This is a genomic window from Wolbachia endosymbiont of Spodoptera picta (assembly GCF_018141665.1).
Lineage (GTDB): Bacteria > Pseudomonadota > Alphaproteobacteria > Rickettsiales > Anaplasmataceae > Wolbachia.
The window spans coordinates 142,564-159,719 of sequence record NZ_CP067976.1 but is presented as its reverse complement, the minus strand read 5'-3'; the positions used below and the strand labels follow the sequence as shown (position 1 = coordinate 159,719).

Sequence of the window (17,156 nt, the reverse complement as noted above, 5' to 3'; positions counted from 1 at the left end):
GGTACAATTGTGATAAGTGTTCTCCTCTACAGGTAAGACAATTTTAATCAATATATACAAGACTGCTGAAGTTTTGTATATGGGTGATGAGCAATTTACTTAATAAATATAATACATTTTATTTTATAGCTAGTTCTCTGACTACTCTCACGTTACTTACATCTTTAGCGCTTATTAATGTACCTAGTTCTTTAATTCTCGCTTTAGCTGTATTATCTGTTTTGGCTTTTATGATTTTGTATAAAATAATTATTGACACTAGTAAAGTGGAGAAGAAATTTGCTCACAAAGAGCGTGAGTTGACTCAAGAAAAGCACAATTTATACGAGGAAGAAAGAAAATTTGGTCAAAAAATAGAAGCTGAGAGGAAATCTTTTCTTAAAGAAAAAAAATCTTTGGAGGAGAAATTAGAAGCAAAAATGATCCATATAATTGGAATAACAGACGAATTAGAAAAAGTAACGAAGGAGAAAGATGAGCTTGCTGCACAAGAAAAAGAACTACTCCATAAAATCTCATATTTGTGTAAACAGTTACAGGAAAAAGAAGCTAATCTAACTGAGAGGAAAAAACTTATAATCGAATTGAAAAGAAAAATAGACAATGATAAATATGAAGAATTATATAAGGAAGTAGAGAAATTATCTAAAGAAAAAGAGGAGTTATCTAAGGAAATAGACAAATTACGTAAAGAGAAACATATACTATATATGAAAAAAGAAGAATTACATAAAAGAAAAGAAGAACTTTGTGTGAAATTAGATGAATTACAATGTAAATTTAAAGAAATTGATCAGAAAAATAAAAACTTATCTCAAGAGTTAAAAAGGAAATTTGAAGAGCTAGATAAAGCAGACGGTTTAATTAAAAATCAATCTTTTGAGTTAGACAGAATAAGACAAGATTGTAATAACGAAGTGAAAAATTTAAGAAATTCACTTTTAGAGCGAGACAGTCAAATAAAACAACTTCAATATGTGATAGATAAGATAGAAGAATCGATAAGAGAAAATGAAACAATTAAAGATTATAGCAAAAAAATAATATTAGGGGAGACTCAGAAAATAAAATTTATATTAGGGCAGCTTGTGCAATTCAAGCCAATTAAAGGTTCCAAAACATCGGAGGAAACGTCTGATTTTTTACAGGAAGATCTTGGATATGCCAGTCGTTCACCCACTCCGACCAGATTATCGTGTTCAGTGTCTGTACAAAGCATTGCAAGTGGACCAACCCCTAAATATGGATTGTAAAATGCAACAATTACTCTTATTATAAAAAAAATTATACAAGATAATGAACCCAATAATATGCGCACTAGATACACAAGATTTGAATAAAGCTATATCTTTAGCTAATGGTCTGCGTGATAAGGTTGGCATGGTCAAGCTTGGGTTGGAATTTTTTGCTGCACATGGCCCTTCTGGAGTGAGAGAAGTTGCAAAATGCAATATACCAATTTTTTTAGATCTGAAATTGCATGATATTCCAAACACTGTCGCTAGAACGATTGAAGCAATCAAGATTCTAGATGTTGAAATGCTAACATTGCATATCAGTGGTGGAACAAAAATGCTTAAAGAAGCACTAAGTGTAGTGCAAGGAAAGAAAATAAAGCTAATTGGAGTAACAGTACTAACCAGCATGATCAATGAAGATCTGAGTGAACTCGGAGTAGCAAGGGAAGCAAAATCACAGGTAATTTTGCTGGCAAAGCTTGCAAAAAAGATTGGACTACATGGAGTAGTTTGCTCTGCACTAGAAGCTCAAGAAGTGCGCCAAGAATGTGGTAAAGACTGTAAAATTATTACTCCAGGAATCCGTATGAATTCAACTCATAATGATCAAAAAAGGACAGCAACACCAAAAGAAGCAATAAATTCAGGAGCTGATTATATCGTAATTGGCAGACCCATTACAAAAAGTGACAATCCCGCAAGTAGTGCAGAGTTAATATTGAAATCCCTTACTGATTGAAGCAGGGCAGATAAGGTAGCATAGGGTAAAAGCAACAAACGGTATGTATCCGTTCAGCAGGGTGGCAAAACAAGGTAGACGAGAAAAGATAACTAAATGGGTGTCATCCCAGTGCTTGACACTGGGATCCAGATATAAAAAGTATTTGCAAATTATGCAGTAAACAATAGTCCTTAAGGACATATGTCAAAAACAATGTCCAAAAACTAGATCCCAGTGTCAAGCACTGGGATGACATCATAGACACGCAAAGCTACTTGTTTCGAAAACAGTATGTTAAACTAATTTTGCCCGAACACAAAGGCAGTGCTTGACGCTGTTTACTATGCAAGTTGCCACAATGTTCGTACAGCTGTGACTGAAATGATAAAAAGAGGATAATTAAAGGATACCATTTATTGTTTTAGCAAATTTGTACAGCTACGTACTTTATTTGCACATTCTTCTGAACAGATACGCAGCGAAAAAAAATGCTTAACACAAAAAAATGGATGCTGTATAGTGCTAACAATTAAGTATAATATTTACCGTGGTGTAATACTACACTACCTTTTTTTACTTCAACAAGTAATCATTATTATTTTTTTCTCACTACCAAGTAGCTTACGTTCATTTGTATCTACCATGAAGCCAATGCTAAAATCCAGAAAAAAGACCAGTGAATGGCAGGCGCGAGCATTATACGTATACAGTTGTATGAACGTTGTTTACCATGAGGGCGCCATCCCAGCACTGGGATCCATATTGTAAACAAGCGTTTGAGTTATAATAAGCTGCCATTCACCGGTCTTTTTTCTGAATGCAGTTTACATGATAACAAAAAGGTACTGAGATTAAAGATTACCTTCAAATTACAATACTATTCTAATTTTATTTTTAAAGGAGGCTATTATGTCACTTACTGATATCGCTCACCGTGTTAATGAACTCGCTTCATCATGGGAGCAATTTAAATTAATAAATGATCGCAAACTAAAAGAAATCGAAAGCAAAGGACCTGCAACGATCGAGCAGCTATGCAAGATAAATAGTAATATTGATAATTGCAAAGAGCGCTTAGATTTTATTGAAACCTCAGCTCAACGCCCAGAGATTAGCACAGATTTTAATACAGGTGATAAATATTTTTCTGATTATATTCGCAAAGGAATGGAAAACAGGTTATCACATAAAACCCTAAGTGGAGATGACAATGATATTGGAGGGTATTTAGTTACTCCTCATATTGTAAAACGCATAAACAAGCGTGTAACTGATTCATCTCCAATGCGGCAGATATGTTCCAATCAAAGAATCTCTACTGAAACGCTGGATTATATTATAGAAGATTGTGACCGTGCTGGTGCAGGTTGGAGTGGTGAAGTAGTAGACGACGAAGATGGTGGCTATAAATCCAAGTATGATTTTGCACAAGACACAAGTACACCTAAAATTCAAAAGATTTCCATCACAACTTATGAGCTCTATGCTCAGCCGCAAATATCACAAAAATTGCTCGATGATGCATTTGTCAATGTTGAAAATTGGCTTGTAGAAAAGGTTACCGAAACTTTCAGTAAGAAGGAGAATGAAGCCTTTATTAAAGGTGATGGCACTTTTCAGCCTAAAGGAATTTTAACTTACGAAAATGGAAATGGTCATAATAAGATAGAGCAAATTAAAGCTGATAAGCTAGACAGCGACGCCATAATGATATTGTACTACTCTCTAAATGAACATTACTCTAAAAATGCATCATTTTTGATGAACAGGAGTACGTTAAAGGACGTGAGGCTACTAAAATCTGAAACAGGTCAGTATCTTTGGCAGCCGAGTTTATCGCTTGAAACACCAGATACTTTAATGGGAATACCAGTATATCAATCTGTTGATATGCCACCTACAATGATTGCAGTAGCGGATTTCAAACAAGCTTATAAGATCGTAGATAACAGAGGAATGAGAATACTTAGAGACCCTTATACAAACAAACCTTATGTTAGATTTTTTGTCACTAAGCGTGTTGGCGGGGAGGTTGTCAACACCAGTGCTATTAAATTGTTGAAAATTGCGAGCAAGTACTAAAATTTTTATGAAATAATTGACATATTATACTTTTTATGTAATAATTAAATTATTATTAATTTAAGGAGTAAAATATGTTAAAAAAATAAAAGAGTTTTTTAAGTGGATTGCAGGAAGAATTGCATCAGTCTGGAACAGCATTAAAAACTTGTGGTCTGGTCAATCGGATCAAAAGATTCTAACGAGAAAAGATGTGATGACGAAACTAATAAATGGTAAAGCCAATTTTTCTTTTGCTATTGTAGAAGATAATAGTAAGCGGTTAGTAATCCATATAAGGGACAAGGACATACTAGAATCTCTGGATTGGAGAAATATTAATTATGAAGATCCATCAAAATATCGTGTATGTGTCAAACGTGACAAAGATATATTCAAAATTACTTACAGCGAACTTGTTGCCGTGAACAATAATTTTGTATCCTTTATAGTGAACTCGGTAGACGATGGTAAAACTTCGTCTTGTGAGTTAGAAGGAATGAAAAAGATGTTGGGTTTAAATAGTAATCGTGAAGTTAGTATTATAGAGAAAATATCTCAGAAACCTGAAGTTGTAAGTTCTACATCTAAAGTGCCTGCAAGTGATAGCAAGGTACTAAGCTCAGAAGCTGGTAAACCTAGTAAGTTGCTAGATAATCTATCTAGAGAACAACTTATGAAGTCAAAACTTATTATACCAACTTTCTAAAGAGTATCTTTTCTTCACAAAAGAGCACCTCCTTTGGTGCTCTTTTTTTCTTTATAAGTTTTCTCCATAGGAGAAAATTGACTAATTACAATTTGTATCTTCCTCGTATCAATTTTCAATAGATTCATCGATGTATAGCTATAGTTTTATCAGTGTAAGGCTAAATATGCTAAGCTTATAAAGATGACAAAGCTTCAAAAAAAGCCTAACATAGTGGAAAAAGCTTTATGAAAATCAAAGTTGGAGTAATAGGCTGCTTAGGCAGAATGGGTAAGAAAATACTCAATGAATTAATTACAAATACCAAAGTGGAAGTAGCAGGTGCTGTTGCTCGCTTGGGCAGTGAGTATATAGGCTTAGATATTGGGCCTATTGTAGGAAATAATTGCAATTTAGGAATCAAAATTACAAGTTCTATTAGTGAGGTATTTGAGTCGTCCGATGTTGTAATAGATTTTACAACAAAAGAATGTATGCTAGACTGCCTTAAGGCGGCCGTGAAATTTAAAAAACCGCTAGTTAGTGGCACAACTGGAATAGAAGGTCTAAATTTAAAAGAATATGCTGCTAAAGTTCCAATATTATGGTCAGCAAATATGAGTATAGGAGTTAATGTGTTGCTGAAATTGGTAAAAGAAGCTGCCAAGCTTTTAGGTAATGAGTATGACGTTGAAATTTGGGAAATGCATCACAATTTAAAAAAGGATTCACCATCTGGAACAGCTATAGAGTTTGGTAAAGCAGTTGCTAACGCTGCAAAAGTGGATTTTGAGCTCAATCAATATTCACATAATAATTCAAATATAAGAGGGAAAGGGGGAATAGGCTTTGCAGTATCTCGTGGAGGTGGAGTAATAGGAGATCACAGTGTCATGTTTGTCAATTCCGATGAACGAATAGAATTAAATCACAAGGCAATTAATCGTACAACGTTTGCTAGAGGGGCGGTTCAGGCAGCAATATGGTTGTGCGAGAATAAACAGGAAATACCAGGACTTTATTCAATGCAGGATTTAGTATGAGCGATAAATATGCTTTCGTTAAAAATTTAAATCTTTGGTATGGCTCTAAACAAGTTTTATTCGATATAAATTTGAATATTTGCAAAAAGAAAGTCACAACTTTTATCGGACCTTCTGGGTGCGGTAAATCGACATTTTTGCGTTGTTTTAATCGTATGAATGATTACGTACCTGGATGTAGAGCGACTGGTGAACTGGTAATCGATGGGCTGGGTAATATATATTCACGTGATATGGATGTTGTATTGCTCAGAGCAAAAGTTGGTATGGTATTTCAAAAACCCAACCCTTTTCCAAAATCAATATATGATAATGTTGCTTATGGGCCTAAATTGCATGGCATGGTAAAAAATAAGCAAAAATTAGATGAAATAGTAGAAAGTAGTTTAACTAAGGTTGGTTTATGGGAAGAGTTGAAAGATAGATTGCAAGATAGTGCACTAAATTTATCTGGTGGCCAGCAACAAAGATTATGCATTGCTCGTGCAATTGCAGTAAAGCCAACTATTTTATTAATGGATGAACCATGCTCTGCTCTTGATCCAATGGCAACCAATGCAATCGAAAATCTTATACAAGAATTGAAATTGAGGTTCACCATAATTATGGTAACTCATTCGATGAAGCAAGCTAAAAAATTATCTGACAGCATAGTTTTCTTTTGCAATGGCAAGATTGTTGAATTCGGAAGTACTCAAGAAATCTTTGAAAATGCTCAGTCTCCTTTAACGAAGGAGTATATTCTGGATCATTAGCTTAATAGTTGATATTTTAATTTTTTCTATGTATAATTTTATCAAGTTTGTTGTGATAGGGGGTTAAAATGTTTAGTACAAGTGAAGCAACAAAAAAGTTGTTTAAAGCTATTGAATTTCAAAATGCTAGTGGTGAAAGAATAAAACCTGAGGAAGCTTGGAATCATTTTCAACAAGCATTGAAAGAAGGAGCGAATGTTAACGCTTTTGAGGATGGGATGACACCTTTGATGTGCATTGCTTCAGCTTTTGTTACTAGTAATAACGAGGAACATCAATATTTAGAGCTTATGGCTAAGTTGCTTGTAGAACATAAAAAAATCGATTTAAATATTAAAAGCAAGCAAGCTGTTATTAAGAAAAAACCAAAGGAACATGATGGTTATCCAGTGTACGAATTTGAGGGGAGAGAAGTAGTAGATAAGGGTATAAGGGGTTGTGTATACCTTGACAATTTACAACCTGTTAATGAAGGATTTATACCTCAAAATTATGCTCGTGCAGAGGAGGAAATTAAGACCGGCAAGAAGGAAAAAAATACAGCTCTACACATTGCTTGCAAGTTGGGAAATGTAAACATGATAGAAATATTACTTACACATCCAAATATCAAACCTAATATTAAAAACTATGAAAACAAAAGTCCAAGAAATTGTATTGCAGAACATGTTAAGGAAATAATAGAACCAGAGTTCATAAAGGTAGAAGAAGTTGCTCAAAAAAGGAAACAAATTAATTATGCTTGTGCTTTTTTGTTATCTGGAGTACTTGCTGCTGGTATATGTTTCGCAGTTGATAACCCAACTCCGCTTGTTGCAACTTCGTTGCTTTTTCTTGCAATAGGATGCGGTTATCTGTATAGAGTAAATACAGTTATTAATGATGTAAGTTTCTCTCAAGTTATTGTGAACGAACGTGCTAGTGATGTATCTGTTCAGGTAAGGTATCATTCCAGCACTTGATGCTGGAATCAAGTTTTTCATTTAATCTCATTGAATTTAGCATAAGCTCAGTTTACTTGTAAATTTTTCTGGATCCCAGTGTCAGCTACTCGGATGACAGGAGTATGAAATGGGGCTACTTGACCATTTAGTTGTCTTTTCTCATCTACCTTATTTTATCACTCTGCTGAACAGATACCTTTACTTTTTATAATTTCATTGGCAATAATACGGCTTTCAAAATCGACACTTATTATGTCAGATAGTGAGTTAATATCAGAGTACTTGTCAAAGTTTTCTATTGTTGATTTTACTACCTCTACTACTTCTAAAAAGCCAATTCGTGATTTCAAGAATTCATTAACAGCTATCTCATTTGCAGCGTTCAAAACAATACTATTTGTATGTGGAGAAGAAGAATTTAACACTTCCATGCTTAGCTTTAGTGAAGAAAAACATTTGTGGTCTGGTTCTTGAAAGGTCAATTTTCCTTGCTTTGTTAAATCTAATTTATGATTTAAAGTTGATCTTTCTGGCCAAGATAAAGCATATGCAATGGGAATTTCCATATCAGTTTCTGCAAGCACAGCAAAGCTGAATCCATCGTGATAAACGACAATTCCATGTACTATCGATTCAGGGTGCACTACTGCTTCAATTCTATTTGGACTAATATTAAACAAATGATGTGCTTCTATTATTTCTAGTGCTTTATTCATCATTGTTGCACTATCAACTGAGATTTTCTTTCCCATTTTCCAAGTAGGGTGACTTAGTGCCTGATTTACTGTGATATTTCTTAATTGTTCAAGGCTATAATTTAAAAATGGTCCACCAGAGGCAGTGAGTATAATCTTTTCTACACATTTATCATCATTTTGCAAAACTTGAAAAATTGCGTTGTGTTCAGAGTCGATGGGAATTATTTGTACGCTCCTTTCTTTAGCTTTTTCAAGCAGTAACTTGCCACCACAAACAATGCTTTCTTTATTTGCTAGGGCAATAACTTTAGTACCGCTTTCTATAACCTTTATAACTGGCTCAAGGCCTGCGATGCCAACTATTGCAATAACTGAGAGATCAACGGGTAGAGAAGCAACATTTGCTAGACCTGGAGCACCAACTTCTACTTTGACGTTTGTACCAAGTAGATCTTCTTTTAAATCTTTGTAGAACCTTTCATCAGAAATGGCAGCATATTTTGCATTAAGTAGATTTGCCTGTTGTGCTAGCAGAGCAAAGTTAGAATTGGCACTTAGTGCTTCCACCTGATATTCTTCCTTTCTCTTTAAGAGCAAATCTACAGTCTTTTTTCCAATGCTTCCTGTTGATCCTAAAACTGAAACTTTTTTCACTAATTACAATAAAATCTTCTTAGTTATTTAGTAACCAAGCTCATGATCATCACCAACAGATGGTGAAGGACCAGGTGAAAAAGATTGGCCATGATGATCACCTGCATCATGCATATCATGCAAACTATCGGCACTTTGAGCTATTTCATTGTTAGAGTGGGGATAATCATCCGGATGATGCCCCTCATCACCGTAGTCCATACCCATTCCTTCTGATGGCATATCTTCTCCACCACCACCTGAAAAATATTCAGCAAGACTTTCAAGAAATTTTATGCCAAACATATTACCTGATTTCCCAAATAACGTTACTAGACTGCTACCACTTACCAAACCTTCGAATACATTATTATAAGCAGCAATTGCTCCTTCATGAAAGTTGAACATCCACTTCATTCCATCCACAATTGTTGCAACAGAGTCACTATGACCAAGACCGAAACCACTTTTCTCACTAGCGGCTTCCTGGTGTTGCTGCTGTGCCTGCCATTCTGCAATATTTGGACCTTGTGCTTCACTCATAAACTTTTATTCTAAGCCTTAAGCTATTATTTTACCAAAAACACTGTAAAATATCAATTGTTTAAGAGAGGTTATCATAAAAATAGCTAACACTAAGCTATTTTTATGATTCTGATTACTCTATACCAAAACATCGATGATGTGCTGTAGTAACAAAGTGATGAAGGAAGGTCCTTGAGGTTTAAAACAGCTTCTATTTTTTCTTAGAAGACTGCTCCTCTCTCTTTCCTTTTTATTTTATTATCTTAATGTTAACTTACTCAAAAATTATTGACAAGTACTAATAATTTAGTTATTATTAGTAATAAGGAAGAGAAATGCTTACTAATGATTTATCTAATAATAAAATACCTGCACCGCCACCACCACCTTCCCCACCTCCGGGTTGGAAAAACACTTGTAAGCATAACGATAAAGATGGAAAATCTCCTAGTGTTATTGCAGAAAAAAGCAGCAGTGGCAATAAGCCAAGAAGAGATCAATCTAAGAGTCCTGTTCAACAACCAACTGTAAATCCTACAAATAGTAAACTATTCCGGAAAAAACAAAAAGAACATAATGCGAATGGCGAAACTGCAGATAAAGGAAGCAATATTAGACAGAGTGAGAAAAATAGAAGCTCAACTCCCAAGAATGTATTTCCTAGAGTTTTTAGTTCTCAACAAGATAATTGTAATAGTAACAAACCTTCCAGTAATTCAGGAACTAACAATAGTACTCAATCAGAAAAAGGGGCTATTTGAGAATTCTATTCAACTTGCAACAGAACAAAAAATCGATACTCCCATTTTGATTAATACTTTAGTTGGAATAAGTAAGACAGCTGCCTTAAAATATTCAATTGCTACTTTGTTGCTATGTATATCTAGTGTTACAGCTGTTATATATACATATCTTTCGATTTCAGTAACACTAAGTGATCCAGTACTTTTCACAGTTATTGCTTTTGTTTCTGCATCGGTTATGTTGAGCTTAGCTGCATATCTTATCAATTCACACCTTTCTGCAATAAACAGCGAGAAAGGAGTTGATCCTGGTAGAAAACAATCACAAGATTTACAGAAAGCAAAGGGACTTGAACACAGCAATACTTATACATCCAGGAGGTGGCAAGCAACAAGAAAGTGGAGGTTTTCATTATCACTTCCAGTAACGCTTGGAACACCCAGTGCACCGACACCACTTACTCTAAAGAATAATACTACTAATAAATCCATACCCTCTGAGTTGTTCAAAGTGTTAAAAGAACGAAGGAAAGCAATTGATGAAGAGGACAACGTACAACAGCAAAACAACGAAGTATGTCAAAATCAATCACAAGATAGTAGTTTACAGAAAGCAAAAGAACTTGAACATAGCAATACTCCTACACCATCATTTCCAGTAATGTCTGGAATACCCATTGTACCACTACTACCTCCGCCACCTCCTCCATTGCCACAAGGTGCTGTTTCACCACCATCTCCTCCTTCAGCTCCAGATGGAATTAATTCATTGAAAAAGACCAATGGTTCTGATAAGCCTGGTGCTGAAGTTAGTAATAACGCTAATCAATCGGATGCTAAAAATGCTATGCTTGCACAGATAAAGCAGGGTGTTAAGTTGACAAAAGTTGTCGATCAGCCTGAAGCTGCTAAAAAGCCAAGTAATAACGGAGGTGGAGATCTTATGAAGAATGCATGGGACACAATGATGAATTCTCCTCTTCTAGGAGAAGGAACTAAATCCTCAGATAGCAAAAGTGATGACGAAGATGATGATCAAAATCGTACACCCGATAGTGAGTGGGAAGATGAGTCTCCAACCCCGCAATCAGACAGTAACAAAAGAAGCGAGAGTCCTGACAGTGGTCATGAATCTGATGATAATGTAAAACCTAAATCCACAACTCCACCACGTTCTACACTAAAGGCAGAGAAGCCATCGATATCGCCTAAGCCTGTTAATTCAAAAACGAAATATGAAGCTTCTCCTGCAGCACAAGCAAATAATGTTGACTCAGTGAATAGTGAGGTGCAAAAACCATTTTCTTTGGTTGATCAAAATTATGGTGGAAAAGCAAAACCATTTCAAGTTCAAAGTGTCATAGATCGAGGTAAGAGCAGTAGTGCACCCTTCTTAAAATAAGTTTACCTACAGGTCTGATTGTATTAAGATTACTTAGTACAATCAGATTTATCAAATGCGCTTATCTCAATATTACCTGCCAACTTTAAAAGAAACCCCTGCTGGTGCTGAGATTATTTCTCATCAATATTTATTACGTGCAGGCTTAATCAAGCAGACAGCATCCGGCATTTATTCTTGGCTGCCGCTTGGTCTTTTGGTACTTAAAAATATTGAAAATATTATCAGAGATGAAATTGGTGCGATTGAAGTGTTGATGCCTTGTGTGCAGCCAGCAAGTCTTTGGCGAGAGTCAGGACGTTACGATGATTACGGCAAAGAAATGCTGCGCATTAAGGATAGGCATGGGAGCAATATGCTTTTTGGTCCAACACATGAGGAGGTGGTAACTGATTTGATTAGAAATACGGTAAAAAGTTACAAAGATTTACCACTTTGTTTATATCAAATTCAGTGGAAGTTTCGTGACGAAGTAAGACCTCGTTATGGCGTTATGAGAGGCAGGGAATTTCTGATGAAGGATGCATACAGTTTTGATGTAGATTACGAAGGTGCACTGAATTCATATAATTTGATGTATACAACTTACATAAAAATCTTCAAACGCATGGGACTTACTCCAATTGGAGTTCGAGCTGATACGGGGCCAATTGGAGGAAATTTGAGCCACGAGTTTCATATATTGGCAAACACTGGTGAAAGCACTTTATATTATGACAATAAATTTTCTGAACTACTAGAGAGTGAAGATATTGAAAGTCTGAAGAGCATATATGCAGTTGCAGACGATATGCATGATCCTAAAATTTGTCCTATACCGCAAGAACAGTTAAATGTTAGTAAAGGTATTGAAATAGGGCATATTTTTTATTTTGGCGACAAATATTCAAAGCCTATGAAGGCAAGTGTTACTTCTCAAGATGGAAAAAATGTTAATATGCATATGGGTTCATATGGTATTGGAGTTTCAAGGCTTGTTGGCGCAATAATAGAAGCTTTCCATGATGATAAAGGAATTATCTGGCCAGAGGCAGTAGCTCCTTTTAAAGTTGGTTTGATCAATTTACAAACGAAAGTAATGGAGGCTGCAGATAAAATATACAAAGCTTTGAAAAGCGATGAAGTGCTTTATGATGATACGGACGAAAGTGTAGGAGTGAAATTTGCCAGAATGGATCTGATAGGCTTGCCGTGGCAAATAATTATTGGAAAGAAAGCAGTAACTTCAAATATAGTTGAAGTAAAAAATAGGGCAACTGGCGAGGTAGAGGAAATACAAGTTGAAGAAGCAATAAATCGCTTTAGCACAAAATGATATACGGTATTGGCACTGACATAGTATATATACCCAGAATATTGAGAATATCACAAAAATACGGGGAAAAATTTCTCAATAAAGTCTATACTAAGAAGGAGATAGAGATAAGCAAAAAATATAATAGCCAAGAAGTAAGAGCAAAATATTTTGCTAAACGCTTTGCTGCAAAGGAAGCTTTTGTTAAAGCGCTAGGCACTGGATTCAGCCAGGGAATTATAATGAAAGATATAGAAATATACAGTAATATCAGGGGAAAACCACATCTTGCTATCACAAAGGATTTCATCTCGAAAGACTACAAGATACACCTTTCTCTAAGTGATGATCAAGATTATGCTACTGCGTTTGTTGTAATTTGCGTTGAGTAGATATTGTTTAGTACATACGATTTCAAAAATTTTTTTGAAATTATACTTTGACCTACACAGATCGACCTTTCTGTGAATCCTGGTTTCTGCTTTCTTCAACTTGTTTTGCAAAAGACGTCTCTTGTGTATTCATATGTTGAAGTGGTTTAGCAATTTCGCGTACAACGGCAGTAACTGTAGTTAAAAACGCCTTGCACAGTCCACCTAAAACTCCACCAACTGCTTCTCTACCGTACATACGAGCTTGCTTTTCATTGTCATCAGCAGTTTCCCCTGCCCTCCTTCTTGGATCCATTCTATGAGCAATAACTGAAAACAACACCCCCCTAATTGAAGACTTCACTCGTGCTTTTGCCTTCTGAACATCTTCATCACTTGCTACTTCATGTTTTTCCCTACTATTCATTAGCTCCTTTTGTTGTTGAAAACTTAAGATCTCTTCCATCAGTTGTTTCTTTCTCTTTTCCAGAACTCTTTTCTTGGACTCTGATTTATCGCGAGTGTGTTTTGTGGTTTCAAGTTCTACATCAATATCCTCAGATGCTGCTTGGCTATATAAGGTTTCTATGAGCCTATCTATACTTCGCTTTACTTGCATAGTCCTTTCGTAACTATCTAAATTATCAACTCCTTCATCAATTTGACTTAAAATATCCTCGAAAGGTTTTAAATACTCTTTAAATTGCTCTTCGAGCTGATTTTCATTCTTCAAACTCCTTTCTCTTCTGTCATCGCTATTCTCTTCAACATTATCATCGCCTTCTTCGAAAAGATCCTCATCGTTCATAATTTTTTTTAGTTTATTCCCACTTATTATTATTGTATATGAAAAAATTAAATTAACACTAATGAAAAGTGTTCACAACTTCAGCACTGGCTAAAACTACAGTGAAGCTGTCAAAAGTGGCAGGATCATAATATCTCTCATACAATTCAACCGAACACCTGAGTTTTATCTTCTCCTTAGCATTAAAACTAATCTCATAATCATTATTAGAGTTTAACATTGCAGAATTACGCAATAATTCATCAGCCAATACTGAATTTAAAATGCCATTAATTTTTATTGTAATCTTTCTACTTCCAGCACAATCAAGCACTTTTCTCCAGCCAAAAGAGGAAATCTCTTTCATCTCCTCTTTGTTATTACGCAAAGTAAACCTTAAGTTTCGTATATTATTCAGCACAACAAAATTATTGTCATGACCTTTAATTTTCAGCTGTAATTTGCTCATCGCTACCTCCTTGTATTAAAATATCAAAATTAATTGTTGAATGTAAAACTTCATCATGCTGATTTATAGCACAATTACTTTCCAAAATGGTCTCACTACTAATGCTCTTTACCACCAAGCTAATATGCTCTATAGCAGCAAGCATGCTGCTTATATGATAAGTATATATGTCGCATGAAAATCTTACTTTTGTAGCAAAATTAGATAGCATATGCAGGTTAACATAATTTACTATGCGCAATCTCAGATAAGGAATAGTAACCTGCTCAGGCAGGTAATCATAGATGTTAGTAACATATTTCTTTAAATCAGAGTTTGCTTTTAATTCTGCATAAATACTATTATACAACTCATTTATAATTTGAATTTTTTCCATCTCACAGATACGGCTAAGAACATTGCAATTTGTAGGTACAACAGATGGTGTCATCACATGCCCAGACACTGGTTCACTTTATAATGATGTCATTCCAGTAGCTCTTTCTTGTCATCCCAGTGTCAAGCACTGGGATCCAGGAATTTTATTAAGTTGGTAAGCATAAAAGTAGCCGTTTTATTTTAAAATACAACGTTTTGATGATCATGAAAAAACTGGATCCCAGTGCTTGACACTGGGATGACATCGAAGGGGATACTCGGATGACACCATCTGTTGTATCTGCTATTGAATGACAAACAGGAACTACAAAACAACCTTTGGTTCGCGAAATGGAGAATACACCTTCTTCACTTCAGATAAATGGCTACTTACTTCTGATTCACGATTTTTATAGAGAGCAGAAACATGCTGTATAATACCTAGCTTTATTTGCTCAGGAACACTATCATAACCAGCTTCATATACAACATCAGCTCTTATTATGCTCAAATAATTGAAAAATTCAATATAGCTTCCTATATCACTAAAATAATAACTAAGTTTTCTATTCTTATCAGTAGCCAATATTATTTTATTCACAGGACCATAGCTTAAATAGATTCTACGAGGTATATAACCTTCATATGAAACTTGCCACGTTTGCTTTACTAGAGACTTTTCCATATGCCACTGAGCATAATCAGTTGCCATAAAAATAAAACTTGAAATCAACTTATCATCTTGATCATTTTCAATTCGTAAAAAAAATTTAACCTCTCCTAAAGTTACTGGAAAAGATTTAGGCTTAGACTTACGTTGTATATTTATGATTGGATACTTTAGTCTTGTTGACATAACAACCCTCCTTTTCTATATATAGCTAAAATAAGTAAGACTTATCCATAAAAAATCTTACTTATTTTAGTTATCACTTAATATTAAATTGCAACAGCAACTCTATCGTACAAGTATATTGAGAAGAGAACGTATTAACGCTGTTTCTCCTTTTTTATTGATCAAGTTTACTAAGCCAGATTTTAGTAGATTGACATTCTGAGAATGAATGTTATTGAAAGTGGAGTTTATTTCTTTAGCAAGTAGACTGCGAAATTTCTGCACACTTTCATATGCGATATTTTCAAGTTCATGTGCAAACTTATCTTGAGCTACAGCTGATATGTCTTCAACTTTCTCATTGAACTCTTCTAGCTTTCTTTCCTTACCTTTAAAATTTTTCGTAAAAGTTTTCATATTAATTGGCCTCAACTATTCTTATAATTATAATGACAATAAAAAGACTACCGAAGTAAAAAATTAGCACTACAATACTGCAAACAACAGCAGCACACCAAACCGGTTCACTTTATAGCGTAAATTCAAGTATGTCATTCAAGTAGCCCCTTTGATGTCATTCCAGCGCGTGACGCTGGAATCGAGTCTTTCAACCGTTGTGTTTTAGCATAAAGCAACTACTTTTGTGCTTACCAACCTAATAAAATTTCTGGATGCCAGTGTCTGGGCACTGACCATTTGCTGTCTTCAAAAATGAATGTTCGTACAATTATGTGTCACGTGCTGGAACATAAGGTGTCATTCAAGTAGCCCCTTTTTTCTCATCCCAGTGCCCAGACACTGAGATCCAGGAACCAGCGTCACGCGCTGGAAAATGACACCCTCTATACAAACGTACTGTTTTAAACGTTTTATAAGCCCGTTTCAGCTTATATTAGGTAGAAATTATTGTGAAGACATAAAGTGCACATAGCGGAAAGATTTATAAGACGCCAACTGTATAATACTTTTGTCGTTTAATCTGAACAGATTGAAGGTAATAAAACACTTTCAATTTTATAGTAAGGAAGCTGAAAGATTTGTCAAGTAGTTTTCTTACCTTTTACAGGTACAATTTACATGCTACAATCAAATTTTCATAACTAGTGAATAAAAATGCAAAGAGATAAAATTAAAGTAGAAATAAAAAAGTTATCACATGGCGAAAGCCTGCCTCTTCCCTGTTATGCAACTATGCAGAGTGCTGGTATGGATCTTTATGCTGCATTGGACGACTCTATTATTTTAAATCCACTTGAAAGGTTACTTATTCCAACTGGCATTGTGATTGCAATACCAAACGGTTTTGAAGGACAAGTTCGCCCACGTTCTGGGCTTGCTGCAAAACATGGAATCACTGTCTTAAATTCTCCGGGCACTATAGACTCCGATTATCGAGGTGAAGTTAAAGTTTGCCTAATCAATCTAAGTAATCAGCCATATGAAATAAAAAGAGGAGAGAGAATCGCACAAATCCTCATCACTCCTGTATCTCAGGTAATTTGGGATGACAGAGAAGAATTCTGCACAGAAGAAACCGTCCGCAATGAAGGGGGCTTTGGCTCAAGCGGTAGGTAGTTCATTATATGTAAGTT

19 protein-coding genes are annotated in these 17,156 nt (G+C 35.1%); 12 read left to right on the top strand and 7 right to left on the bottom strand.

The window, feature by feature from the left end; translation table 11 throughout:
* The first annotated feature begins 86 nt into the window (after positions 1-86).
* From JKF54_RS00700 to JKF54_RS00670, 7 genes are all read left to right on the top strand, one after another.
* A complete protein-coding gene (locus JKF54_RS00700; RefSeq protein WP_211908204.1) occupies positions 87-1,253 on the top strand; it encodes a hypothetical protein in 1,167 nt (388 codons plus the stop codon).
* 43 nt (positions 1,254-1,296) lie between these two features.
* Complete coding sequence (gene pyrF, locus JKF54_RS00695) at positions 1,297-1,977, top strand: orotidine-5'-phosphate decarboxylase (RefSeq protein ID WP_211908203.1); 681 nt, start codon at positions 1,297-1,299, stop codon at positions 1,975-1,977.
* 891 nt (positions 1,978-2,868) lie between these two features.
* Entirely contained in the window at positions 2,869-4,041 is a 1,173-nt protein-coding gene (locus JKF54_RS00690; RefSeq protein ID WP_211908202.1) for a phage major capsid protein, read from the top strand.
* Between the two features lie 196 nt (positions 4,042-4,237).
* On the top strand, positions 4,238-4,729 hold the full coding sequence (locus tag JKF54_RS00685; RefSeq protein WP_211908201.1) for a hypothetical protein: 492 nt from the start codon (positions 4,238-4,240) through the stop codon (positions 4,727-4,729).
* Between the two features lie 227 nt (positions 4,730-4,956).
* Positions 4,957-5,751 carry a 4-hydroxy-tetrahydrodipicolinate reductase gene (dapB, locus tag JKF54_RS00680; RefSeq protein ID WP_246433194.1) on the top strand — a complete coding sequence of 265 codons (795 nt, stop codon included), beginning with the start codon at positions 4,957-4,959 and terminating at the stop codon, positions 5,749-5,751.
* Positions 5,748-6,506 (top strand): phosphate ABC transporter ATP-binding protein PstB, encoded by a 759-nt coding sequence (gene pstB, locus JKF54_RS00675; protein WP_010401422.1) that lies wholly within the window; start codon positions 5,748-5,750, stop codon positions 6,504-6,506. The genes dapB and pstB overlap by 4 nt, the downstream gene beginning before the upstream one ends.
* Before the next feature lie 68 nt (positions 6,507-6,574).
* The gene (locus tag JKF54_RS00670; RefSeq protein ID WP_211908200.1) at positions 6,575-7,468 is read left to right on the top strand and encodes an ankyrin repeat domain-containing protein; all 894 of its coding nucleotides are present in this window, start codon (positions 6,575-6,577) and stop codon (positions 7,466-7,468) included.
* A gap of 158 nt (positions 7,469-7,626) precedes the next feature.
* Here JKF54_RS00670 and dxr read toward each other — a convergent pair whose 3' ends face one another.
* On the bottom strand, positions 7,627-8,802 hold the full coding sequence (gene dxr / locus JKF54_RS00660) for a 1-deoxy-D-xylulose-5-phosphate reductoisomerase (protein WP_211908198.1): 1,176 nt from the start codon (positions 8,800-8,802) through the stop codon (positions 7,627-7,629).
* Between the two features lie 27 nt (positions 8,803-8,829).
* The gene (locus tag JKF54_RS00655; protein WP_211908196.1) at positions 8,830-9,324 is read right to left on the bottom strand and encodes a hypothetical protein; all 495 of its coding nucleotides are present in this window, start codon (positions 9,322-9,324) and stop codon (positions 8,830-8,832) included.
* Between the two features lie 317 nt (positions 9,325-9,641).
* Here JKF54_RS00655 and JKF54_RS06200 point away from each other — a divergent pair, with 317 nt between their 5' ends.
* Genes JKF54_RS06200 through JKF54_RS00635 form a run of 4 tightly spaced genes read left to right on the top strand, consistent with a single transcriptional unit; the run spans position 9,642 to position 13,137 of the window.
* Positions 9,642-10,067, top strand: a complete 426-nt coding sequence (locus tag JKF54_RS06200; RefSeq protein WP_246433193.1) for a hypothetical protein — start codon at positions 9,642-9,644, stop codon at positions 10,065-10,067.
* Positions 9,958-11,451, top strand: coding sequence for a hypothetical protein (locus JKF54_RS06195; RefSeq protein ID WP_246433192.1), 1,494 nt, complete (start codon positions 9,958-9,960; stop codon positions 11,449-11,451). Before JKF54_RS06200 ends, JKF54_RS06195 begins: the two co-directional genes overlap by 110 nt.
* A gap of 55 nt (positions 11,452-11,506) precedes the next feature.
* A complete protein-coding gene (gene proS, locus JKF54_RS00640; RefSeq protein WP_211908194.1) occupies positions 11,507-12,766 on the top strand; it encodes a proline--tRNA ligase in 1,260 nt (419 codons plus the stop codon).
* Positions 12,763-13,137, top strand: coding sequence for a holo-[acyl-carrier-protein] synthase (locus JKF54_RS00635; RefSeq protein ID WP_007302804.1), 375 nt, complete (start codon positions 12,763-12,765; stop codon positions 13,135-13,137). The genes proS and JKF54_RS00635 overlap by 4 nt, the downstream gene beginning before the upstream one ends.
* 52 nt (positions 13,138-13,189) lie before the next feature.
* Here JKF54_RS00635 and JKF54_RS00630 read toward each other — a convergent pair whose 3' ends face one another.
* The 5 genes from JKF54_RS00630 to JKF54_RS00610 all read right to left on the bottom strand — a co-directional run bounded on the left by JKF54_RS00630 (position 13,190) and on the right by JKF54_RS00610 (position 15,981).
* The gene (locus JKF54_RS00630) at positions 13,190-13,924 is read right to left on the bottom strand and encodes a hypothetical protein (RefSeq protein WP_211908192.1); all 735 of its coding nucleotides are present in this window, start codon (positions 13,922-13,924) and stop codon (positions 13,190-13,192) included.
* 58 nt (positions 13,925-13,982) lie between these two features.
* The gene (locus JKF54_RS00625) at positions 13,983-14,372 is read right to left on the bottom strand and encodes a phage tail tube protein (RefSeq protein WP_211908190.1); all 390 of its coding nucleotides are present in this window, start codon (positions 14,370-14,372) and stop codon (positions 13,983-13,985) included.
* A complete protein-coding gene (locus JKF54_RS00620) occupies positions 14,347-14,748 on the bottom strand; it encodes a DUF3168 domain-containing protein (protein ID WP_211908687.1) in 402 nt (133 codons plus the stop codon). Before JKF54_RS00620 ends, JKF54_RS00625 begins: the two co-directional genes overlap by 26 nt.
* A gap of 306 nt (positions 14,749-15,054) precedes the next feature.
* Positions 15,055-15,585, bottom strand: a complete 531-nt coding sequence (locus JKF54_RS00615; protein ID WP_211908188.1) for a head-tail connector protein — start codon at positions 15,583-15,585, stop codon at positions 15,055-15,057.
* A gap of 102 nt (positions 15,586-15,687) precedes the next feature.
* Entirely contained in the window at positions 15,688-15,981 is a 294-nt protein-coding gene (locus JKF54_RS00610; RefSeq protein ID WP_063631247.1) for a hypothetical protein, read from the bottom strand.
* Positions 15,982-16,677: 696 nt separating this feature from the next.
* Here JKF54_RS00610 and dut point away from each other — a divergent pair.
* The gene (dut, locus tag JKF54_RS00605; protein ID WP_211908186.1) at positions 16,678-17,139 is read left to right on the top strand and encodes a dUTP diphosphatase; all 462 of its coding nucleotides are present in this window, start codon (positions 16,678-16,680) and stop codon (positions 17,137-17,139) included.
* Positions 17,140-17,156: the final 17 nt, after the last annotated feature.